This window comes from Pseudarthrobacter sp. LMD1-1-1.1, assembly GCF_040676255.1.
In the GTDB taxonomy this organism is placed as follows: Bacteria; Actinomycetota; Actinomycetes; order Actinomycetales; family Micrococcaceae; genus Arthrobacter.
Window position 1 is genome coordinate 121,200 of the sequence record NZ_JBEGHP010000022.1, and the last position, 22,056, is coordinate 143,255.

Consider the following 22,056-nt stretch of genomic DNA (forward strand, 5'->3'; position numbering starts at 1 on the left):
GCTAAGTTTCAATGATTTCGCCGGTGGTCATGTTGATCGCGGGCACGGTCACGGCCTCGGCCCCCTCCGCCGCGAAGTGGTTGACGATGGCCCCGGCCAGGGCAGGGCCAATGCCCTTCGCCTCTGCGAGCTCCTCCACCGTGGCGGCCTTCACGCCCTTGACGGATCCAAAGTGCGCCAGCAGGGCTTTCCGCTTGGAGGCGCCCAGGCCCGGGACGGCGTCCAGTGCCGACACCGTCATGGCCTTGCCGCGCTTCTGCCGGTGGAAGGTGATGGCAAAGCGGTGGGCCTCGTCGCGGATCCGCTGGAGCAGGTAGAGTCCCTGCGAGGTCCGGGGAAGGATCACCGGGAAGTCGCTGTCCGGAAGCCAGACTTCCTCCAGGCGTTTGGCGAGCCCCACGACGTAGACGTCGTCGATCCCGAGGTCCTTGAGTGCACGGGCGGCCGCGTTCACCTGCGGCTGGCCGCCGTCCACCACCACCAGGTTGGGCGGGTAGGCGAACTTGGCCTTTGGCGCCGGCGTGGTGCTGTCCAGCACCTCCGCGCCCGGTGCCGCCTCCGGGCCGTCAGCTTCCAGCACGGATTCGTCCACCTGCGCCGACTTGTCCTGGAGGTAGTGGCGGAACCTGCGCGTCAGGACGTCGTGCATCGCGGCGGTGTCATCAGCGGCCGCGGGGCCGGTGATGGAGAACTTGCGGTAGTCGGACTTCTTGGGCAGCCCGTCCTCCACCACCACCATGGAAGCCACGACGTTGGTGCCCTGGACGTGGGAGACGTCGAAGCATTCGATCCGGAGCAGGGGAACCGGAAGGTCCAGGGCTTCCTGCAGCTCCTGGAGGGCCTGCGACCTGACAGTGATGTCACCTGCCCGCCGTGTCTTGTGAAGCTTCAGAGCGTGTTCGGCATTCTCGCGCACAGTGGACATCAGTGCCGCCTTGTCACCGCGCTGCGGCACCCGGATGTCCACTTTGGCGCCGCGGATCCCGCCCAGCCAATTGGCCAGGTCTTCCTGGTTGCTGGGGGCCACCGGCACCAGGACTTCACGGGGCAGCCGGCCGTGCGTGTCGCCGTCCTCCCCGTAGACCTGCTGCAGCAGGTGCTCCACCAGGTCCGGGGTGGTGAAGTCCTCCACTTTTTCGACTACCCAGCCGCGCTGGCCTCGGATCCTGCCGCCGCGGACGTGGAACACCTGGACGGCGGCTTCGAGCTCGTCTTCGTGCAGGGCGAAGACGTCGGCATCGGTGTCCTCGGAGAGCACCACGGCGTTGCGTTCGAATACCTTCCGCAGCGCGGTGATGTCGTCACGCAGCCGGGCTGCGTGCTCGTAGTCGAGCTTCGCCACGGCGTCGCCCATCTGCTTTTCCAGCTTGTTGATGAAGCGTTTGGCTTCGCCGCCCATGAAGGCACAGAAATCGTCGGCCAGTGCCCGGTGGTCCTCCGGCGAAATCCGTCCGACGCACGGCGCGGAGCACTTGTCGATGTAGCCCAGCAGGCAGGGCCGGCCGCTTGCCTCGGCCCGCTTGAAGACGCCGGCGCTGCAGCTCCGGACGGGGAAGACCCGGAGCAGGGTGTCCATGGTCTCCCGGATGGCGCCGGCGGTGTAGGGGCCGAAATAGCGGGTCCCTTTCCGTTTGTCGCCCCGCATGACCTGCACCCGCGGGTACTTTTCGCCCATGGTCACGGCCAGGTAGGGATACGTCTTGTCATCCCGGAACACCACGTTGAAGCGCGGCTTGAATTCCTTGATCCAGGTGTATTCCAACTGCAGCGATTCGAGTTCGCTGCCCACCACGGTCCACTCGACGCTGCTGGCCGCGTGGACCATCGCATAGGTCTTGGGCAGCAGCCCCGCCGGGTTGGCGAAGTAGGAGTTCAGCCGGGACCGGAGGCTTTTGGCTTTGCCCACGTAGATGACCCGGCCGTGCGGATCACGGAACCGGTAGACGCCCGGGTTGGTGGGGATTTCACCGGTTTTGGGCCGGTAACTTGCTGGATTTGCCACCTATCAAGTCTACTGAGTCGCGCCGGCTCTCCATGCCAACCGGAGCATCCAGACCCGGTCCGGGCCTGCGTGCGGCGGTTTCCGGTTACTCGGCGGACTTGCTCTGGTTGTAACTGGCGGAGCGCTCCTGGCCGCTGAGGCCGGCGATTGCGTCCATGATCCTGTCCGTGACCTCGCGGCGGGCCGGCAGTGAGTGGTCCGGTCCCGTCTTGTCGAAGTACAGCGGCTCCCCCACCTTCATGGTGAAGTGCTGCGGCTTGACCCCTTTTTCGCCGGCACGCTGAAGCTTTTCGGTCCCGATCAGCCCGACGGGGATCACGGGCGCCCCGGTGGTGAGGGCCAGCCAGCCGACGCCGGTGCGTCCCCGGTAGAGGATGCCGTCGCGGGAGCGCGTGCCCTCGGGGTAGATGCCGATGCCGCGGCCGGACTCCAGGATGTCCAGCAGCGTTTTCAGTGCCTGGACACTGGCTGCCTGCTCACCCCGCTCCACCGGGATGGAGCCAACGGATTCGAAAAAGGCTTTCATGACCTTGCCCTTGACGCCGCCCGTGGTGAAGTACTCGGCCTTGGCAAAGAAGGCAACCGGCCGCGGCATCAGGGCCTGGACGATCACGCTGTCGAAGAAGGACAGGTGGTTGGGTGCCACGATAAAGGGGCCATCGGAAGGGACGTTTTCGAGTCCGACGACGGTGGGCCGGCAGGTGCCGGCGATCAGGTTGCGCGTGGTCCAGCGGACGGCATCAAACATTTCCATCGTTGACCACCCCGCTCATGGCCGCGGTGTGGACCGCCTGCAGCCGCTCGATGACCGCTACCAGTTCCTCGCCCGTGCTGACGACCGCCACGGATCCGGCTTCCTCCAGCTCCCCGTCGGGCGCGAATCCCCAGACAACTCCAATGCAGTCCAGCCCGTTGGCGATGGCACCGGACACGTCCTGGGCGCGGTCGCCCACCATGATGGCGTGCCGGGTGTCCAGGTCCCTCAGGGCGGCGGCGATGATCTGGGTCTTGCCCAGGGGGACGCCTTCCACCAGCGTTTCGTCGTCGGCAGAGCCGTGGATGCCGTGGAAGAGGCCGTCGATGCCGTGGTGTGCCAGGACTTTATGCGCCAGCCGCTGGGGTTTTTGCGTTGCCACAGCAACGGGGCGTCCCGCCGCCGCGAACGATTCCAGGATTTCCCGGATACCGGGGTAGAGCCGGCTCTGGGCAATTCCCCTGGCGACGTAGTGTTCGCGGTACCGGTGGACCACCTCTTCCAGGCGTTCCGCGGGCACATTTGCCACGTTGAGCAGGGAATCGCTCAGCTTGGGGCCAATCATCGAATCGAGCAGGTCCTGGCCGGGAACCGGGAGCCCCAGCCCGCGGAGGGCTGAGGCAATCCCTTCAGTTATTCCACCGGCCGGATCGACAAGAGTGCCGTCCAGGTCAAAGATCACGGGCACTGTTGTTGAAGTCACCGGGTTAGTTTCTCACGACAGCAGGAATGCCTGAAACTCGCATTCCCGTCCAGGAATACTTCCGTGCGGTTTCCGTCGGTCAGCCGAGTATTTCGGCCAGGAACTTTCCGGTGTGGCTGGTGGAGGACTTGGCCACCTGCTCCGGCGTTCCCGCCGCGACGATCTGGCCGCCGCCGGAGCCGCCGTCCGGCCCGAGGTCCACCAGCCAGTCGGCGCTCTTGATGACGTCCAGGTTGTGTTCGATGGTGATCACCGTGTTGCCCTTGTCCACCAGGCCCTGCAGGACCATGAGCAGCTTCCGGATGTCCTCGAAGTGCAGGCCTGTGGTGGGCTCGTCCAGGACGTAGATGCTGCGGCCGTTGGACCGCTTCTGCAGTTCTGCCGCAAGCTTGACCCGTTGCGCCTCACCGCCGGAGAGGGTGGTGGCCGGCTGGCCCAGGCGGACGTAGCCCAGTCCCACGTCCACCAGGGTGTTCAGGTGGCGTGCGATGGGTGAGAACGCCGCAAAGAACTCCGCGCCCTCCTCGATGGGCATGTTGAGGACGTCGGCGATGGTCTTGCCCTTGTAATGCACCTCCAGGGTTTCCCGGTTGTAGCGGGCACCGTGGCACACCTCGCACGGCACGTAGACGTCCGGCAGGAAGTTCATCTCGATCTTCAGCGTGCCGTCACCGGAGCATGCCTCGCAGCGGCCGCCCTTGACGTTGAAGGAGAACCGCCCGGGAAGGTAGCCGCGCACCTTGGCCTCGGTGGTCTCGGCGAAGAGCTTGCGGATGTTGTCGAACACGCCCGTGTACGTGGCCGGGTTGGACCGCGGGGTACGGCCGATGGGGCTTTGGTCCACGTGGACCACCTTGTCCAGGTGCTCCAGGCCCTGGACGGTCTTGTGCCGGCCCGCCACCTGCTTGGCCCCGTTGAGTTTGTTCGCCAGCACCTTGTAGAGGATCTCGTTGACGAGCGTGGACTTGCCCGAACCACTGACGCCGGTGACCGCGGTGAAGAGTCCCAGCGGGAAAGCGGCGTCGACGTTCACGAGGTTGTTCTCCCGCGCGCCCACCACTTTGATCTCACGCTTTTTGTCGTATTTACGGCGCTTCTTCGGTACCTCGATGGTCTTGCGGCCGGACAGGTAGTCGCCGGTCAGCGATTCCTTGTTGTCCAGCAGCTCCTTGTAGGTCCCGGAGTGGACAACCTGGCCGCCGTGCTCGCCGGCGCCCGGTCCGATGTCAACGATCCAGTCGGCAACGTGGATGGTGTCTTCGTCATGCTCAACGACGATGAGGGTGTTCCCCATGTCGCGGAGCCGGGTGAGGGTTTCGATCAGCCGGCGGTTGTCCCGCTGGTGCAGGCCGATGGAGGGTTCGTCCAGGACGTAGAGGACACCCACCAGGCCGGAGCCGATCTGGGTGGCGAGCCTGATGCGCTGCGCTTCGCCGCCGGAGAGGGTGGCGGACGGACGCTCGAGGTTGAGGTACTCCAGGCCAACGTCCAGGAGGAACGTCAGCCGGGCCTGGATCTCCTTGAGGACCTGGTGGGCGATCTGGGCTTCGCGCCCGGTCAACACCAGGTTGTTCAGGAACTCCGCGCAGTCCCGCATGGGCAACGCGGCTACCTCGGCGATGGACTTGCCGTTGATCAGCACCGACAAGGATGCGGGGTTGAGGCGTGCGCCGTTGCAGGCGGGGCAGGGAACCTGCCGCATGTATTCCTCGTAGCGGTCGCGGGCCCAGTCCGAATCGGTTTCGCCATGCTTGCGGTGGACGTACTGGATGGCGCCTTCGAACCCGGTGCTGTACTTGCGTTCGCGGCCAAAGCGGTTGCGGTACTGCACCACCACCTTGTGGTCCTTGCCGTGCAGGATGGTCTGGCGTACATCCTTGCCCAGCTTCTCCCACGGCGTGGCCATGGAGAAGCCCACTTCCTTGGCCAGGCCTTCCAGGAGCCGGTTCCAGTACTCGGTGGTGGCGGTGCCCAGCGACCATGGTGCGATGGCGCCCTCCGACAGGGACAGCTCCGGGTTGGGCACGATGAGTTCCTCATCAACCTCAAGCCGGGTGCCGATTCCGCTGCAGGCGGCGCAGGCGCCGAACGGGTTGTTGAACGAGAACGAGCGGGGCTCGATCTCATCGATGGCAAGCGGGTGCTCGTTGGGGCATGCAAGGTTTTCGGAGAACGCCCGGATCCGTCCGGGCGCATCGGCTTCGAGGTCCACGAATTCAGCCAGGACCCGGCCCTCGGACAGCCCAAGGGCCGTTTCGATGGAGTCCGTGAGCCGCTGGCTGATGCCTTCCTTGACCACCAGGCGGTCCACCACTACTTCGATGGTGTGCTTGAACTGCTTGCCCAGCTTGGGGGGATCGCTCAGCTGGACCAGGTTGCCGTCCACCCGTGCCCGCGAGTATCCCTTGGCCGTCAGTTCCTTGAAGAGGTCCACGAACTCGCCCTTGCGTCCGCGCACCACCGGTGCCAGGACCTGGAAGCGTGTGCCCTCGTCGAGTTCAAGGAGCTGGTCCACGATCTGCTGCGGGGTCTGCTTGGACACCGGCTCGCCGCACACCGGGCAATGCGGCCTGCCGACACGGGCCCACAACAGGCGCATGTAGTCGTAGATTTCGGTGATGGTGCCCACCGTTGACCGCGGGTTCTTGCTGGTGGATTTCTGGTCGATGGAGACCGCCGGAGAGAGGCCTTCGATGAAATCGACGTCGGGCTTATCCACCTGGCCCAGGAACTGGCGTGCGTAAGCGGAGAGCGATTCAACGTAGCGCCGCTGGCCTTCGGCGAAGATGGTGTCGAATGCCAGCGAGGACTTCCCGGAGCCCGAGAGGCCGGTGAAGACGATCATGGCATCACGCGGCAGGTCGAGGTCCACGTTGCGCAGGTTGTGCTCCCGCGCGCCCTTCACCACGAGGCGGGAGAGGTCCGGACGCTGCGGGGAAGCAGCAGGGGGGACTGCGAGGGAAGTGGCGGGGGCAGGGGTTTCTTCAGCTAAGGCTTTAGGCACCCCATAATGCTAATCGAAAACTTTTTCGAACACCGACGGTTCCGCCCTCAGGGAACATCGTAGGCGGCAGCGAGGATCTTCACGGCCTCGGCGAAGCTGGCGCCCTGGGATTTGGCGACCGCGGCATAGGCGGCAGCGGCCTCGGACAGGCCTCCCAGCCTTTCGTCGCGTGCCGAGACCACGGTCCCGTTGCGTCCCCGGGTGGCAACGATACCCGCCGCCTCCAGTTCCTTGTACGCCCTTGCCACGGTGTGCGGGGCGACGTCGAGTTTCTCTGCAAGTGCCCGCACCGCAGGGAGCCGGGTGCCTGGCGCCAGTGCGCCGTTGTCCGCCAGATGGATGACCTGGAGCCGCAGCTGTTCGAACAGCGCCACACTGCTGGCAGGATTGGGCCGCCAGGAACCGGGAAACTCTCCTGCGGCGCTCACAGGCCGCCCTCCAGGACCTCTGCCCTGCCGTCCCGTTCGGCGAACTGGGCGTTGTACAGCTTGGCGTAGTAACTGTTGGCGGCCAGCAGGCTTGCGTGCGTACCCTGCTCGACGATGCGTCCGTGGTCCATGACGAGAATTAGATCAGCGTTGCGGATAGTGGACAAACGGTGGGCGATCATGAAGCTCGTCCGTCCGTGGCGGAGCCTCTGCATCGCCTGGCGGATGAGCAGTTCTGTCCTGGAGTCCACGGAACTGGTTGCTTCATCCAGGACCAGGACGGCCCGCCCGGCAAGCTGCGCCCTGGCGATGGTGAGCAGTTGCCGCTGGCCCTGGCTGAGCGGCTCCCCGCCGTTTTCCAGCACCGTGCCGTATCCGTGCGGCAGCGACCTGATGAAGCGGTCCGCGTGGGTGGCCTCCGCGGCGGCGACGATGGCAGCATCCGACGCGCCCGGCAGGCCGTAGGCGATGTTTTCGCGGATGCTGCCGTCGAAGAGCCAGGAATCCTGGAGGACCACACCGAACTGCGCCCGCAACTGGTCCCGGGGAATTGCCGCAATGTCCTGCCCGCCCATGGTGATCAGGCCGGATGAGGGTTCCAGGAACCGCATGAGGAGATTCACCACGGTGCTCTTGCCTGCGCCCGTGTGTCCCACGATGGCGACAGCCTGTCCCGGCTCCACGGTGAAGGTGAGGTTGCGGACGGCGGGCACGGATCCTGGGTAGCCGAAGGTGACGTCATGGAAGGTGATGCGGCCGTCTGCCGGCGCGGCGGCATCCTGCCCGCCCGGCTCCGGCGGGTCTTCGCCGGCGTCCAGGAGGGCGAAGACCCTGGCGGCCGACGCCGCGCAGGACTGCATGACGTTCAACAGGCCGCCGATCTGGCCCACCGGCTGGGTGAACAGCCGGCTGAACTGGATGAAGGCCTGGACTCCCCCGATGGTCATGGCGCCCGCGATGACCTGCAGGGCCCCCACCACGGCAACCGCGATGTAGTTGAGGTTGGACATCAGCACCATCAGTGGCTGGACCACCCCGGCTGAGTACTGGGCCTTGGCTGCCGCCCGCGCCAGGCGTCCGTTGCTGCGGGTAAAGACGTCCGCCGCCTGTTCCTGCCGGCCAAAAGCCTTGATGACTTCGTGGCCACTGATGAATTCCTCCACGTGGCTGTTCAGTTCCCCGGTCTCTTTCCACTGCCGGGCGAAATGCTCCTGGGACCGCCTGGCCACCAGGACGGTGATTAATGTGGAGACGGGGACGGTGGCAATGGCGATGGCCGCGAGCAGCGGTGAGATCCACAGCATCATGGCCAGCGAGCCGCACAGCATCAGGACCGACACGATGAGCTGGGTCAGGACCTGGTTCAGGGCCTGGGCGATGTTGTCGATGTCGTTGGTGGCACGGCTCAGCACGTCACCGCGGGAGCGTTCGCGGAAGTAGGTGGAGGGCAGCCGGTGCAGCTTGTCCTCCACGGATGCGCGCAGGCCGTACATGAGTCCCTGCACGGCCCGGGCGGTCAATGCGCCCTGGACCCAGTTGAACAGGGAAGCGAAGACGTACATCATGGCCACCGCTGCCAGGAGGACTCCGAGGCGTTGGTCCAGGCTGCCCTGGACGACGCCCTCCACCACCTCGTCGGTGGCATCACCGAGGTACTTGGGTGCCGCGACGTTGAGGACGGCAAAGGCACAGGTGGATCCCACGGCTCCGAGCATCTGGAGCCGGAAGGGGCGCAGGAGGCCCAGGAGCCTGCCGGCCGTCGGCCAGAACCTGTACGCCGTTTCCCCGGCTTCTTTCCCTGCGGTCACAGCGTGCCGTCCAGCGCCAGCTGGGATTCGGCAATCTCGCGGTAGGTGGCGGACGTTTCCAGCAACTCCCGGTGCGTTCCCTGCGCAACGAGGCGGCCGTCGTCGAGCACCAGGATCAGGTCCGCGTCCTCCACGGCTGAAATGCGCTCGGCCACGATGACCACCGTCGCGGCGGCGAGCGCCTGCCCCAGGGCCTGCCGCAGCCTGGTGTCCGTGTCGTAGTCGAGGGCGGAGAAGCTGTCGTCAAAAAGGTAGAGGGGTGCCTTGCGCAACAGCGCCCTGGCGATGCACAGCCTTTGCCGCTGCCCGCCTGAAAGGCTGGCGCCTCCCTGGCCTACGGGGGTGGCAAGCCCCAGCGGGAGGTCACCCATGAACCGCATGGTCTGCGCCGTTTCCAGGGCCGCCCAAAGTTCCCCGTCCGTGGCCCCGGGCGCGGCCATCCGCAGGTTGTCGGCGATGGTGCCGGTGAACAGGTGGGAATGCTGGGGCACGATGGCCATCGCTGCACGCAGCTGGTCCAGGGGCACGTCCCTGATGTCATGGCCGGCCAGGGAGATGCGGCCTTTTGTGGGGTCGAGGAACCGTGGAATCAGGTTCAGCAGCGTGGTCTTGCCGCTCCCGGTCGCGCCCACGATTGCGGTGGTGGTACCGGGAGCGGCGGTAAAGCTGATGTCCGCAAGCACGGGAGCCTCTGCTCCCGGGTAGGAGAAGCCAACGCCGTGGAAGGCCAGGGTTGCCGGCTGCGAAAGGTCCGGCTGGAACTGCTGCGGGCCGGCCGGGCTGCTGACGGAGGGCTCGGTGTCCAGCACGGCCTGGATACGTTCGGCGCAGACGGCGGCCCGCGGCGCCGTCATCAGCACATACATGGACATCATGATTGCCAACAGGATCTGCATGATGTAGGCGATGAAGGCCGTGAGCGCTCCAAGGTTCATGAGTCCCGACTGGATGCGGTGGCCGCCGAACCACACCACGGCAACCGAACTGGTGTTGACCACCAGCATGATCATTGGCAGCATCCCGGCGACCAGGAGCGCCGACCGGAGATTGTTGGCGGTCAGCCGGGCGTTGACCGCCGCGAAACGCCGCCCTTCATGGCCCTGGCGGACAAAGGCACGGATCACATCCACACCGATGATCTGTTCGCGCAGGATTCCCCCGGACCGGTCCAGCAGTTCCTGGCCCTCCCGGTAGAGCGGAATGAGCCGGCGGACGATCAGGTACATGATCAGCAGCAGCAGGGGCACGATGACGATGACGACGACGGACAGCACCACGTCCTGCTGGACAGCCAGCACTATCCCGCCGATGCCCATGGCCGGGCCTGCGAAGAGCATGGTGAAAACCAGCAGGGCGAACGCCTGGATCTGCTGGACATCGTTCGTGGCGCGGGTGGTCAGGCTTTGGGTTCCGAACAGGGCCACGTCCTGGGAGGACAGCGTCTGGATCCGGCTGAACACCTCCGCCCGCAGGCGGTGCCCGATACTCATGGCAACGACGGCGCCGAGGTAGCCCGCCGCGATGGCGGACGCTGCCTGGACCACGGCAATGGCGGCCATGAGCATGCCGAGCCGTGAGATCACGCCGGGCTCGCCCGCCACGATCCCGTCATCGATAATGGCCGCGTTCACGGTGGGCAGCAACAGGTTCGCCCCCGCCTGGACCAGCTGGAGCACAACGATCGCCCACAACTGCGCGTGCTTGCCGGCAAGCTGCCGCTTTAAGAGTCCGACCAGCAAAATACCCCCTGCAGATGCCTACGGCCGAAGAGGGGGCCAGCGGCTTGACCCCTGAAGCACAGTGGCCATTGTAAGCCAGATCACTTTCGGGCGCTGTCACGCCGTGTGACGCGCTGGAAAACATGGCGTCCCGGCCCCTATTCCTCCTTGCGGCCGACGGCAAAGATCCGCCGGAACGGATAAACGGTGCCGTGCGCCCCCTGGGGGTAGGCCGCCCGCAGGGCGGCTGCGTACTCCTCCTCGAAATGCCTGGCGTCGTCCTCGCCGAGGACCGCCATAACCGGACGCAGTGCCGTGCCGCGGACCCACTCGAGCACGGGGTCCGGCCCCTGCAGGACCTGCAGGTAGCTCGTTTCCCACGCATCCGCCGCGCAGCCGGCGTCGAGCAGGATGCCCAGGTAGTCCGCGGGCTCCCCCACCGACTCCCCGCCGCGGAGCACGCCGCCAAGCCTGGCCGCCCAACGGCCGGACGCCGCGAGTTCCCGCATCAGGGAATGCGAGGGGGCGTTGAAGTTGCCCGGCACCTGCATGGCGAACCAGGATCCCGGGCGGAGGGCCTTCAGCCACCTGCGCATCAGGTCCTGGTGGCCGGGGACCCACTGCAGGGCCGCGTTGCTCACCACGACGTCCGTCTCCCCAGTGGGCATCCATTCGGCGATGTCGGCATGTTCGAACCTCAGGATGGGGACGGCCTGCGCCAGCGGCGCGGCCTTTGCCAACATCTCCGCGGAGGAATCAAGGCCAACCACCTGGGCGCCGGGCCAGCGTTCGGCCAGGGCAGCTGTCAGGTTCCCCGGCCCGCAGCCAAGGTCGACCACCCGCGCGGGGCGGTCAGCATGGATCCGGCCAGTCAGGTCGAAGAACGGCCTGTTCCGGTGGTCATCGAATTTGACGTACTTTGCGGGGTCCCATTTCATGATCTTCTCCAGGTTCTGGCATGCACGGCGGCCAGGCGTAGCCTAACCCGGCCCGACCGCCTGATCCGCACGCAACGTGGCACTAAGGTTTAAGTCAATGAAACTCGTTGACCAGCTGAACAATCTGTCCGTCCCCAACGCCGCCGCCGTCGACCCCGACGCCCTTTACACCCGGTTCGTGGAGTGGACGGAAACCCGTGGCCTGTCGCTGTACCCGGCCCAGGACGAGGCCATCATGGAGCTGGCGACGGGCGCGAACGTCATCCTGGCCACGCCAACGGGGTCCGGAAAGTCGCTGGTGGCTATCGCCGCGCACTTCCAGGCCATGGCCCAGGGACGGCGGAGCTACTACACCGCCCCGATCAAGGCGCTGGTGTCCGAAAAGTTCTTTGCGCTCTGCGACATCTTCGGCGCCGAGAACGTGGGCATGATCACCGGTGACTCCGGGGTCAACCAGGATGCACCCATCATCTGCTGCACCGCGGAGATCCTGGCCAACATCGCATTGCGGGAGGGCGCTGCAGCCGAACTCGGCGCAGTGATCATGGACGAGTTCCATTTCTACTCCGACCCGCAGCGCGGCTGGGCATGGCAGGTCCCGCTCCTGGAGCTTCCGCAGGCACAGTTCCTGCTGATGTCCGCCACCCTGGGCGACGTCACCCGGTTCGAGGAGGGGCTGACGGCGCTGACGGGCCGGCCCACCACCACGGTGAGTTCTGCCGAGCGGCCCATTCCGCTGCACTACTACTACCACCAGACCCCGGTCCACGAGACGCTGGAGGAACTGCTCTCCACCAGGCAGGTGCCGGTCTACGTAGTGCATTTCAGCCAGCTTGAGGCGATCGACCGAGCCCAGAACCTGATGAGCATCAACATATGCACCCGGGAGGAAAAGGACAGGGTCGCAGAGCTCATTGCCAATTTCCGGTTCGCCGCCGGGTTCGGCAAGACGCTGAACCGGCTGGTGCGCCACGGCATCGGGGTACACCACGCCGGCATGCTGCCCAAGTACCGCCGGCTGGTGGAGCAGCTGGCCCAGGCGGGACTTTTGAAGGTGATCTGCGGGACGGACACGTTGGGCGTGGGTATCAACGTCCCCATCCGCACCGTGCTGCTCACCGCCCTGAGCAAGTACGACGGCGTCCGCACCCGCCTGCTTAACCCACGTGAGTTCCACCAGATTGCGGGCCGGGCCGGCAGGGCGGGCTATGACACCGCCGGGACGGTGGTGGTGCAGGCGCCCGAGCACGTGGTCGAGAACGTCAAGGCCATGGCGAAGGCCACGGCCAAGTTCGGCGACGACCAGAAGAAACTCCGCCAGGTGGTCAAGAAGAAGCCGCCCGAGGGTTTTGTTTCCTGGGGTGAGCCCACGTTCAAGCGGCTGGTGGAATCTGTCCCCGACCCCCTGACGTCAAGCTTCACGGTGACGCACGCCATGCTGATGAACCTGATGGAACGGCCCGGCGACCCTTTCGCCGCGGCCAGGCGGCTGCTCACCGAAAACCACGAGCCGCGCTCCTCCCAGCTGCGGCTCATGAAGAAGGCGCTGGGCATCTACCGCGAACTCCTCGCCGCCGAAGTCATCGAGCGGATCCCGCCGGAGGAGCAGGGGCCGGATGGCCGCACGGTCCGCCTGACCGTGCACCTGCAGGCCAACTTCGCGCTGAACCAGCCGCTCTCCCCCTTCGCACTTGCCGCACTGGACCTCCTTGACCCGGAGTCGCCGTCGTACGCCCTGGACGTGGTGTCCGTCATCGAGGCGACCCTGGAGAAACCGCGGCAGATCCTGTCGGCGCAGCAAAAGAAGGCCCGCGGCGAGGCAGTGGCGGCCATGAAGGCCGACGGCATCGAGTATGACCAGCGGATGGCCCTGCTGGACGAGGTCACCTACCCCCAGCCGCTCGGCGACATCCTGGGCGAAGCGTTCGAGGTGTACCGCAAGGCCGCACCGTGGGTGGGCGACTTTGAGCTCGCGCCCAAGTCCGTGGTCCGCGACATGTACGAGCGCGCCATGAACTTTGGCGAATTCGTACAGTTCTACGGCCTGGCCAGGTCCGAAGGCATTGTGCTGCGGTACCTCGCGGATGCCTTCAAAGCGCTGCGCCAAACCGTTCCCCAGGACATGCTCCGTGAGGACCTCGAAGACCTTGTTGCATGGCTGGGTGAGCTGGTCCGGCAGGTGGACTCCAGCCTGCTGGACGAGTGGGAGGAGCTGACGTCCGGTGCGGCGCCGACCCCCCACGACGCGCCGCCGCCCCCGCCGCCGTCGCTCACCTCGAACATCCGCGCGTTCCGGGTGATGGTGCGCAACGAGATGTTCCGCCGCGTGGAACTTTTCGCCGACGAGGACGCCACCGCGCTGGGAGAGCTCGACGCCGGCTCCGGCTGGGGTGCCGAGCGCTGGGAAGATGCGCTGGACGACTACTTCGACGAACACGACGACATCGGGACGGGACCGGATGCGCGGGGTCCGGGCCTGCTCATCATCACCGAAGAACCGGGGACCTGGAAGGTCCGCCAGATCTTCGACGACCCGGCGGGCAACCACGACTGGGGCATCTCGGCGGAGGTCGACCTGGCGGACTCCGACGCGACCGGAACGGCCGTGGTGAGGGTGACGGATGTGAACCGGCTCTAGCCCCGGACCGGCCCTTCGCTTGCCCTGCGGCGGTACCGCCGGACCCGGCGGTAAGCTCGAACAATGAGTGTAATCCGCCCCGCAACCCGGCACGACGTTCCCGCCATCCTCCGCATGATCCACGAGCTGGCGCATTACGAGAAGGAACCCGACGCCGTCCGGAACACACCGGAATTGCTGGAGCAGGCCCTCTTCGGCGACAACCCGCGGATCTTCGCTGCCATGGCTGAGGACGCGGCGGGCAGCGTGCAGGGCTTTGCGCTGTGGTTCCTGAACTACTCCACTTGGGAAGGCGTCCACGGGATCTACCTGGAAGACCTTTACGTCAGCCCGGAAGCACGGGGCGAGGGGCATGGCAAGGCCCTGCTGCAGCACCTTGCCACCATCGCCGTGGAGAACGGCTACGCGCGCGTGGAATGGAGCGTGCTGGACTGGAACGAGCCCTCCATCAATTTCTACCGCCGCCTTGGTGCCCGCCCCATGGACGGGTGGTCCACCTTCCGGCTCACCGGCGAGGCGCTGGACCAGTTTGGAAGTGCAGCCTCCCGCGGCTCCCTTTCCGCCCATGCCCAGGGCTGACGCGCGCCGGGCAGCAGTCCCCGCTGCCGGCCATGAGGTCAGGGCGACGCACGAATTCCGTGGCATGCGCACCGTGGAGCACTACTTCACCGTCCCCCTGGACCATTCCGCACCGTCCGACGGCTCCGCAGAGACCATCACGGTATTCGCCCGCGAGTATGTCTCGGCGGCGCACAGCGCGGAAGCGGCCGCACAGCTGCCCTGGCTCCTCTTCCTGCAGGGCGGCCCGGGCGGCCGCGGCAACAGGTGGGGCTCCCTGGGCGGCTGGAGCAAAGCCGCCGCCCAGGACTTCCGCATCCTGATGCTGGACCAGCGCGGCACGGGGCTCTCAACGCCCATCGACCGCAGGACCTTGCCCGCCCGCGGGTCCGCTGCCGAACAGGCGGCCTACCTGGAGCACTTCAGGGCCGACTCGATCGTGGCGGACGCGGAGCTGATCCGCCGTGCCCTGGAATCACCTGCCTGGACCATCTACGGCCAAAGCTATGGCGGCTTCTGCGCCCTGACGTACCTGTCCTTCGCCCCCGAAGGACTGCGCGAAGCCCTCATCACCGGCGGCCTGGCACCTCTCACGGGCAGCGCGGACGACGTCTACCGGGCCACCTTCCAGCGCTTAGCGGCACGGAACGACGAATACTTCGGCTGGTATCCGGAGGACCGGGACGCGGTGGAGCGGATAGCGCGTCACCTGCGCTGCACACCGGAACTCCTGCCCGACGGCAGTCCCCTCACCGTGGAGCGGTTCCAGATGGCCGGCGCATTCCTGGGCGGCAACACCCGGGTGGACAGCCTGCATTACCTGCTGGAGGACGCGTTCGTGGACACCCCCGGTGGTCCCAGGCTGTCCGACACTTTCCTGGAGCAGTTTACCGGTGTGGTGTCCCGCCGCTCCAACCCGCTGTACGCCCTGATGCATGAATCCATTTACGGCAAGGAGCAGGCCACCAACTGGTCAGCCTGGCGGATGCTCGGCGAGAATCCCTGGTTCAGGCCCGACGCCGAACCACTGCTGCTGACCGGCGAAATGGTGTACCCGTGGTACTTCGAGCAGGACCCCGCACTCCAGCCGCTCCGGGAGGTGGCTGACCTGCTGGCCGCAAAGCAGGATTGGAAGCCGCTGTACGACCCGGAGGTGCTGGCCGCCAACACCGTTCCCGTGGCAGCGGCGGTCTACTCGGACGACATCTACGTTGACCGGGACCTTTCCCTGCGCACGGCAGCTGCGGTGCGCGGGCTGCAGGTCTGGGAGACGGCCGACTTCCACCATGACGGGATCGCCGACGACGGCGAGAGGATCTTCGCCCGCCTCCTGGGCATGACCCGCTCAGGCGGCCGCTGACCGCCGGTGTGACGTGCGGGTGACGACGGCGGCGGCGAGGACGGCCGCCCCGATGGTACCGCCCAGCAGGTTGAGGCCGAGGTAGCCGGCAAAGCCCAGGACCAGTCCGGACACGGCGCCTCCCAGGGCACCTGCGGCGCCCATCAGCATGTCGGAGACGCCTTGGACAGCCACCCGGGCGTCCTGGCCAACGCTCTCGGCGAGCAGGGTGGAGCCGGAGATCGTGGCCGCGGACCAGCCCATGCCCAGCAGGACCAGTCCTGCGGCCACTGCGCCGGTCGAGGCCTGGCCGAACCCGGCAACGGCGACGGCGGCGATCAGCAGCGCGAAGCCGATCATGATGGTCTCTATCCGGCCCGCCCTGTCGGTCAGCCACCCCATGACCGGGGAGAGCGCGAACATGCCTGCGATGTGCAGCGAGATGGTGAAGCCGATGATGACCAGCACGTCCCCCTCGGCGATGTGGCCGGCATGCGGGCCCGGTCCTTCCACCAGGTGCTGCAGGTGCAGTGGGGTCATGGACATGACACCCACCATGACTGCGTGCGCTGCCACAACGCCGGCGACGGCCAGCAGTGCCATCCGGGAGCTGCGGATAGCCCGCAGTCCACGGTCCAGCGAGCCCCGCGCGGCCGCTGCGGCGGGCTGGGTCCTTGCCGGTGGGGCGCCTTCCGGGGTGGTGCCGGCGGCAGGGGTGGTGGAAGGCGCGCCACTTCCCCGTTCCGCGGTGGCGGCGTTGTTGGCCGCGGCAAGGCGGCGTGCCAGCAGCAGCGGGTCCGGGCGAAGGCCGGCGAACAGCAGCACGGAGGCGATGAGGAGCCCGGCCCCGGAGATCACGAACGGTCCTGCGATGGGCGGCAGCCCCAGCGCAGTTCCCACCGCCGTTCCGGGCTGGATCAGGTTGGGGCCTGCCACGGCACCGACTGTTACCGCCCAGACCACGGTGGACAAGGCCCGCCCGCGGTGCTCGGGGGCAGCGAGATCCACCGCGGCAAACCGTGCCTGCAGCGTCGCTGCCGTGCCGATGCCGATGCCTGCCGAGCCCACGACCAGCAGGACGAAGAGCCCGGTGACGACGGCCAGGACCATGAGGACCGCCCCTGCCAGCGCCGCCGAAAGGCCGGCCACCTGGCCCGCCCGGCGCCCACGCCGTTCCGCCAGCGATGCCAACGGCAGGGCTGCGGCCGCCGCCCCGAGGGTCATCACCGTGGCCACGGAGCCCGCCCAGGCACTGGAGCCGGACAGCTCGACGGCCAGGATGGAACCAATGGACACGGTCGATCCCGTCCCGAGTCCACCGAACACCTGGGCCACGCTCAAGAGCAAAACGGTACGTCGCTGCACCTGGCGCGCGCCCTGATCCATCACAAGCGTGCGGGCCATGATCTGAGCATAGTCCTGCGCCGGCTAGACCCACAGGGGTGCGGAACCCGTCCGTGCTGCGGAGGCTTAAAGGGGTAATCCCGGCCGCTCAGGCGGCCGGGATTACCGGAGGGGAATGCGCCGGGGCGCGCCTACTCGGCGTCGCTGTGGCTCTTCCGGGCGTCCTCTTCAAGCCGCGGATCCACCTTGGCAGCCTGGGCCTTGGAGCTGAGCAGGCTGGCGACGACGGCCACGATGATGGTGCCCACAATCACGGCGAGGGAGACGAAGGTGGGGATCTCAGGTGCCCACTCGATGTGCTCTCCGCCGTTGATGAAGGGAAGCTCGTTGACGTGCATGGCGTGCAGGACAAGCTTGACGCCGATGAACGCAAGGATGAAGGACAGGGCGTGCTTGAGGTAGATGAGCCGGTTCATCAGGCCACCCAGCAGGAAGTACAGCTGCCGCAGGCCCATCAGGGCGAACAGGTTGGCGGTGAAGACAATGAAGGGGCTTTGGGTCAGGCCGAAGATCGCGGGGATGGAGTCAACTGCGAACAGCAGGTCCGTGAGGCCGATGGTGACGAAGACGATCACCATGGGGGTGAAGACCTTCTTGCCGTTGACCACGGTACGGAGCTTGCCGCCGTCGAACTTCTCCGACATCGGGATGACCTTGCGGATCTTCGCAATCAGCGGGTTCTCGCGGTCCTCTTCCTCTTCACCCTCGTCCTGGGCCTGCTTCCAGGCCGTCCACAGCAGGAACGCGCCGAAGATGTAGAACACCCAGCTGAACTGTTCGATGACGATGGCGCCCAGCAGGATGAAGATGCCGCGCAGGATGAGCGCGATGATGATGCCCACCATCAACACTTCCTGCTGGTACTTCCGGGGCACGGAGAACCTGGCCATGATGATGATGAAGACGAACAGGTTGTCGATGCTGAGGCTGTACTCGGTCACCCAGCCGGCGACGAACTGGCTGCCGAATTCGGGCCCGGTAAAAGCGAACATGGCACCGGCGAAGGCCAGGGCAAGGGTGACGTAGAAGGCCACCCACAGACCGGCCTCCTTCATGGACGGCTCATGCGGGCGCCGCACCACCAGAAGGAGATCGATCAGGAGAATTAGGCCGAGGACGGCAAATGAGCCAACCTCGAACCATACGGGCAAGTCGAGCACAGGGCAGCCTTTCGCAGGGTACACAAAATGGTGTAAGTCTCTCCGGCCTGCCTGTGCACTTGGTGCTGATGTGGCGGCCCGCTACGCCCGGCGGGGCAGCTGTGCCCTGCGTGTTGACGATCGTAGCGCTTGGGATACTCCCCTACGTGCTTTAACTGTACCCCAGCCGGATGCCCGGCCGCGGACGTCAGGCGTGGCCTGCCGCCTGCATCTGCCTCAGCTCCTTCTTCAGCTCGCTGACCTCGTCCCGGATCCGCGCCGCCACCTCGAACTGGAGGTCTGCCGCCGCGCCATGCATCTGTTCCGTGAGCTGTGCGATCAGGCCCACCAGGTCCTCGGCCGGAGCCGCCGCCAGGCCGTCCGCACGGACCTGGGCCGCGCCCTTCTTGGCGCCGGCCTTATTGGATCCGGTGATGCCGCGCTTGCCCTTGCCGTAATCGAAGCTGCCCAGCAGCGCATCGGTATCGGCATCTTCCTTGGCCAACTGGTCCGTGATGTCGGCGATCTTCTTCCGCAGCGGCTGCGGATCGACGCCGTGTTCCTTGTTGTACGCCACCTGGATGGCGCGGCGACGGTTGGTTTCGTCAATGGCGTTGGCCATGGAGTCGGTGATCCGGTCCGCGTACATGTGCACCTGGCCGGAGACGTTGCGGGCGGCACGTCCGATGGTCTGGATCAGCGAGGTGGACGAGCGCAGGAACCCCTCCTTGTCCGCGTCCAGGATGCTGACCAGGGACACCTCGGGGAGGTCCAGGCCCTCACGGAGAAGGTTGATGCCCACCAAGACGTCGAAGGATCCCAACCGCAGTTCACGCAGGAGCTCCACCCGGCGCAGCGTGTCCACGTCCGAGTGCAGGTATTCCACCTTGACGCCGTGGCCCAGCAGGTAGTCGGTGAGGTCCTCTGCCATCCGCTTGGTCAGCGTGGTCACCAGGACGCGCTCGTTCTTTTCCACCCGGGTCTTGATCTCGCCGAGGAGGTCGTCGATCTGTCCCTTGGTGGGCTTGACCACCACCTCGGGATCCACCAGGCCGGTGGGACGGATGATCTGCTGGACGTAGCCGTCTGCCTTGCCCAGCTCATACTTGCCGGGGGTAGCCGAGAGGTAGACGGTCTGGCCCACGCGTTCGAGGAACTCGTCCCACTTCAGCGGCCGGTTGTCCATGGCGGACGGCAGCCGGAAGCCGAAGTCCACCAGGTTCCGTTTGCGGGACATGTCACCTTCGTACATGGCCCCGATCTGGGGAATGGTCACGTGGGACTCGTCCACCACCAGCAGGAAGTCGTCCGGGAAGTAGTCCAGGAGGCAGTGGGGTGCAGTACCCGGCTCCCGCCCGTCAATGTGCGCCGAGTAGTTCTCGATGCCGTTGCAGAAACCCATCTGCTGCATCATCTCGAGGTCGTAGGTGGTGCGCATCCGCAGCCGTTGGGCTTCGACGAGCTTGTTCTGGCCCTCCAGCACCTTCAGCCTGTCCGCCAGCTCATCCTCGATCCGTTTGATGGCCCGCGCCATCCGTTCCGGACCGGCCACGTAGTGCGAGGCCGGGAAGACGTACATCTCTTCCTCGTCGCGGATGACTTCGCCGGTAAGCGGGTGAAGGGTTTGGATGCTCTCAATCTCATCACCGAAGAACTCGATCCTGATGGCCAGTTCCTCGTACATGGGAATGATTTCCACGGTGTCGCCGCGCACCCGGAAGGTGCCGCGGTGAAAGTCCATGTCGTTGCGGGCGTACTGCATGAAGACGAACTTGCGGAGGAGGTCGTCCCGGTTCATCTCGGCGCCGCGGCGGAGGGTCACCATGCCGGAAATGTATTCCTCAGGGGTTCCCAGGCCGTAGATGCAGGACACCGTGGCCACCACAATCACATCGCGGCGGGTCAGCAGCGCGTTGGTGGCGGAGTGGCGGAGCCGTTCCACTTCCTCGTTGATGGAGGAATCCTTCTCGATGAAGGTGTCCGTCTGGGCCACGTACGCTTCGGGCTGGTAGTAGTCGTAGTAGGAAACGAAGTATTCCACCGCGTTGTTGGGCAGCAGTTCGCGGAACTCGTTGGCCAGCTGGGCGGCAAGGGTCTTGTTCTGCACCATCACCAGGGTGGGGCGCTGCACCTGTTCAATAAGCCAGGCGGTGGTGGCACTTTTACCGGTACCTGTGGCGCCAAGCAGCACCACATCCTTCTCGCCGTTGTTGATGCGCTCCGTCAGCTCAGCGATGGCGGCCGGCTGGTCTCCGGCAGGTTTGAACTCGCTGATGACTTCGAAGGGCGCTACAACACGGTTGATTTCCTGCGCAAGGCTCATGAATCTAATTTACAGCCGGGCACCGACACTGGACGGCCCCGTCCGTTACCGGCGAACATCCAGCACGGCACGGGCCGGTGTCAGGAAGCGCACGACGGCGGTTCCCACCCGGTTGCGTCCGCCCACGCGGCCATGAGGGGCCACGCGACGTCCGTGAACCACGGTTCCTTCGCCTCCGCGTAGGAGCCGGTGGTGCCCGAATCGGCGTGCCGGGCGGCGAGGTCAGCCTTGTGCGCCGCGTACAGCCGGAGCGCGGAGGGATCGTTCCGCAGCCAGTCGCGGAACATCAACGCGAAGCGCCATCCGGCCGAACCGGCCGGCCGGACATGGACGTTGACGGCACGGCACGGGTCCGCGTTGGCGTGGAACCGCTTCAACCATGCTGCCGGGTCCGGAGCATTGGGCTTTGGAGTGTCGGATTCGACGTCCCGTACCGCCGGAAAGCCTGCTGCGGCCAGGAGAGGTGCGATGGTGGCCGCAACCGCGAGGTCAGGCACCGCCACCTGCAGGTCGATCACGTCCTTCGCGGGCAGGCCGGGAACAGCTGTGGAGCCAATGTGGTCCACGGCCAGGATGAGGTCGGGTGCTGCCGCCACCAGCCGGGCCGCTATCCTGGCCGCCTCCTGCGCCCACTCCGTCCGGTGCGGTTCCAGGACCGGACCGCCGTTCCGCGGTGCGCGTTTCCCCGCCACCAGGTTGCGGGCGAAGGGAACCAGGCGCTCATCCCACAGCCGGTCCACCTGGCCCAGCAGGTGCTGCACGGTACCGGAGTTGTCCAGGACTGCGTCGGCCGCGGCCAGCCGGTCCTGTCGCGAGGCCTGGGCGTCCATCCGGGCACGCGCCGCTTCCGCGGTCATTCCCCGGTGCTCGAGCATGCGCTGCAGCCGCACGTCGTCCGGCGCATCCACCACCACCACCAAGTGGAAAGCGGACCCCTGGCCGCTCTCCACCAGGAGGGGAATGTCCTGGACCACCACGGCGTCAGCCGGGGCTGCTGCCGTGATGGCGGCGGCGCGGGCGCGCACCAGGGGATGGACGATGGCGTTCAAAGCGGCGAGGCGCTCAGGATTGCCGAACACGGCCGCCCCGAGACGCGCGCGGTCAAGCCGTCCGCCGTCGTCGAGCATTCCTTCGCCAAACTCCCCCACGATGCGTTCCAGGCCTTCGGTCCCGGGCTCCACCACCTCCCTGGCCAGCGCATCCGCATCCACCAGCACGGCGCCGCGTTCCTGCAGCCGCGCGGCAACCACCGACTTCCCTGAGGCGATCCCGCCCGTCAACCCGATCTTCAGCACACCCC

Annotated in this window: 15 protein-coding genes; 3 read left to right on the forward strand and 12 right to left on the reverse strand. The window is 66.4% G+C overall.

Annotated features, from left to right (window positions below):
• Position 1: 1 nt before the first annotated feature.
• From uvrC to MRBLMD1_RS11210, 8 genes are all read right to left on the reverse strand, one after another.
• A complete protein-coding gene (uvrC, locus tag MRBLMD1_RS11175) occupies positions 2-2,002 on the reverse strand; it encodes an excinuclease ABC subunit UvrC (protein WP_364399486.1) in 2,001 nt (666 codons plus the stop codon).
• A gap of 85 nt (positions 2,003-2,087) precedes the next feature.
• Positions 2,088-2,756 carry a lysophospholipid acyltransferase family protein gene (locus MRBLMD1_RS11180; RefSeq protein ID WP_159632066.1) on the reverse strand — a complete coding sequence of 223 codons (669 nt, stop codon included), beginning with the start codon at positions 2,754-2,756 and terminating at the stop codon, positions 2,088-2,090.
• Entirely contained in the window at positions 2,743-3,459 is a 717-nt protein-coding gene (locus tag MRBLMD1_RS11185) for an HAD hydrolase-like protein (protein WP_364399488.1), read from the reverse strand. The genes MRBLMD1_RS11180 and MRBLMD1_RS11185 overlap by 14 nt, the downstream gene beginning before the upstream one ends.
• A gap of 79 nt (positions 3,460-3,538) precedes the next feature.
• Complete coding sequence (gene uvrA / locus MRBLMD1_RS11190; protein WP_364399490.1) at positions 3,539-6,463, reverse strand: excinuclease ABC subunit UvrA; 2,925 nt, start codon at positions 6,461-6,463, stop codon at positions 3,539-3,541.
• A 47-nt stretch (positions 6,464-6,510) separates the two neighbouring features.
• Entirely contained in the window at positions 6,511-6,891 is a 381-nt protein-coding gene (locus MRBLMD1_RS11195; RefSeq protein WP_159632068.1) for a GntR family transcriptional regulator, read from the reverse strand.
• A complete protein-coding gene (locus MRBLMD1_RS11200; RefSeq protein ID WP_364399493.1) occupies positions 6,888-8,699 on the reverse strand; it encodes an ABC transporter ATP-binding protein in 1,812 nt (603 codons plus the stop codon). Before MRBLMD1_RS11200 ends, MRBLMD1_RS11195 begins: the two co-directional genes overlap by 4 nt.
• Positions 8,696-10,438: an ABC transporter ATP-binding protein gene (locus MRBLMD1_RS11205; RefSeq protein WP_275180073.1), complete on the reverse strand. Its 1,743-nt coding sequence runs from the start codon at positions 10,436-10,438 to the stop codon at positions 8,696-8,698. Before MRBLMD1_RS11205 ends, MRBLMD1_RS11200 begins: the two co-directional genes overlap by 4 nt.
• A gap of 137 nt (positions 10,439-10,575) precedes the next feature.
• Entirely contained in the window at positions 10,576-11,355 is a 780-nt protein-coding gene (locus MRBLMD1_RS11210) for a trans-aconitate 2-methyltransferase (protein ID WP_364399495.1), read from the reverse strand.
• A 97-nt stretch (positions 11,356-11,452) separates the two neighbouring features.
• Here MRBLMD1_RS11210 and MRBLMD1_RS11215 point away from each other — a divergent pair, with 97 nt between their 5' ends.
• The 3 genes from MRBLMD1_RS11215 (at position 11,453) to MRBLMD1_RS11225 (ending at position 15,911) form a co-directional block, all read left to right on the forward strand.
• Complete coding sequence (locus MRBLMD1_RS11215) at positions 11,453-13,993, forward strand: DEAD/DEAH box helicase (protein ID WP_364399497.1); 2,541 nt, start codon at positions 11,453-11,455, stop codon at positions 13,991-13,993.
• Positions 13,994-14,056: 63 nt separating this feature from the next.
• On the forward strand, positions 14,057-14,572 hold the full coding sequence (locus tag MRBLMD1_RS11220; protein WP_364399499.1) for a GNAT family N-acetyltransferase: 516 nt from the start codon (positions 14,057-14,059) through the stop codon (positions 14,570-14,572).
• Positions 14,559-15,911: an alpha/beta fold hydrolase gene (locus MRBLMD1_RS11225; RefSeq protein ID WP_364399501.1), complete on the forward strand. Its 1,353-nt coding sequence runs from the start codon at positions 14,559-14,561 to the stop codon at positions 15,909-15,911. Before MRBLMD1_RS11220 ends, MRBLMD1_RS11225 begins: the two co-directional genes overlap by 14 nt.
• On the opposite strand, the gene MRBLMD1_RS11230 is transcribed toward MRBLMD1_RS11225, so the two are convergent.
• The 4 genes from MRBLMD1_RS11230 to coaE all read right to left on the reverse strand — a co-directional run bounded on the left by MRBLMD1_RS11230 (position 15,897) and on the right by coaE (position 22,051).
• The gene (locus tag MRBLMD1_RS11230; RefSeq protein WP_364399503.1) at positions 15,897-17,294 is read right to left on the reverse strand and encodes an MFS transporter; all 1,398 of its coding nucleotides are present in this window, start codon (positions 17,292-17,294) and stop codon (positions 15,897-15,899) included. The two genes, MRBLMD1_RS11225 and MRBLMD1_RS11230, sit on opposite strands and share 15 nt — an antisense overlap.
• A gap of 131 nt (positions 17,295-17,425) precedes the next feature.
• On the reverse strand, positions 17,426-18,454 hold the full coding sequence (locus MRBLMD1_RS11235) for a TerC family protein (protein WP_364399505.1): 1,029 nt from the start codon (positions 18,452-18,454) through the stop codon (positions 17,426-17,428).
• A gap of 187 nt (positions 18,455-18,641) precedes the next feature.
• A complete protein-coding gene (gene uvrB / locus MRBLMD1_RS11240; RefSeq protein ID WP_275180067.1) occupies positions 18,642-20,756 on the reverse strand; it encodes an excinuclease ABC subunit UvrB in 2,115 nt (704 codons plus the stop codon).
• 80 nt (positions 20,757-20,836) lie between these two features.
• A complete protein-coding gene (coaE, locus tag MRBLMD1_RS11245) occupies positions 20,837-22,051 on the reverse strand; it encodes a dephospho-CoA kinase (protein WP_364399507.1) in 1,215 nt (404 codons plus the stop codon).
• Positions 22,052-22,056 lie beyond the last annotated feature (5 nt).

Bases quoted from the DNA above. Each gene is read 5' to 3' on its own strand.
- MRBLMD1_RS11220 (WP_364399499.1), top strand. From the start codon at position 14,057: ATGAGTGTAATCCGCCCCGCAACCCGGCACGACGTTCCCGCCATCCTC.
- MRBLMD1_RS11210 (WP_364399495.1), bottom strand. From the start codon at position 11,355: ATGAAATGGGACCCCGCAAAGTACGTCAAATTCGATGACCACCGGAAC.
- uvrB (WP_275180067.1), bottom strand. From the start codon at position 20,756: ATGAGCCTTGCGCAGGAAATCAACCGTGTTGTAGCGCCCTTCGAAGTC.
- MRBLMD1_RS11230 (WP_364399503.1), bottom strand. From the start codon at position 17,294: ATGGCCCGCACGCTTGTGATGGATCAGGGCGCGCGCCAGGTGCAGCGA.
- MRBLMD1_RS11180 (WP_159632066.1), bottom strand. From the start codon at position 2,756: ATGGAAATGTTTGATGCCGTCCGCTGGACCACGCGCAACCTGATCGCC.
- MRBLMD1_RS11225 (WP_364399501.1), top strand. From the start codon at position 14,559: ATGCCCAGGGCTGACGCGCGCCGGGCAGCAGTCCCCGCTGCCGGCCAT.
- MRBLMD1_RS11215 (WP_364399497.1), top strand. From the start codon at position 11,453: ATGAAACTCGTTGACCAGCTGAACAATCTGTCCGTCCCCAACGCCGCC.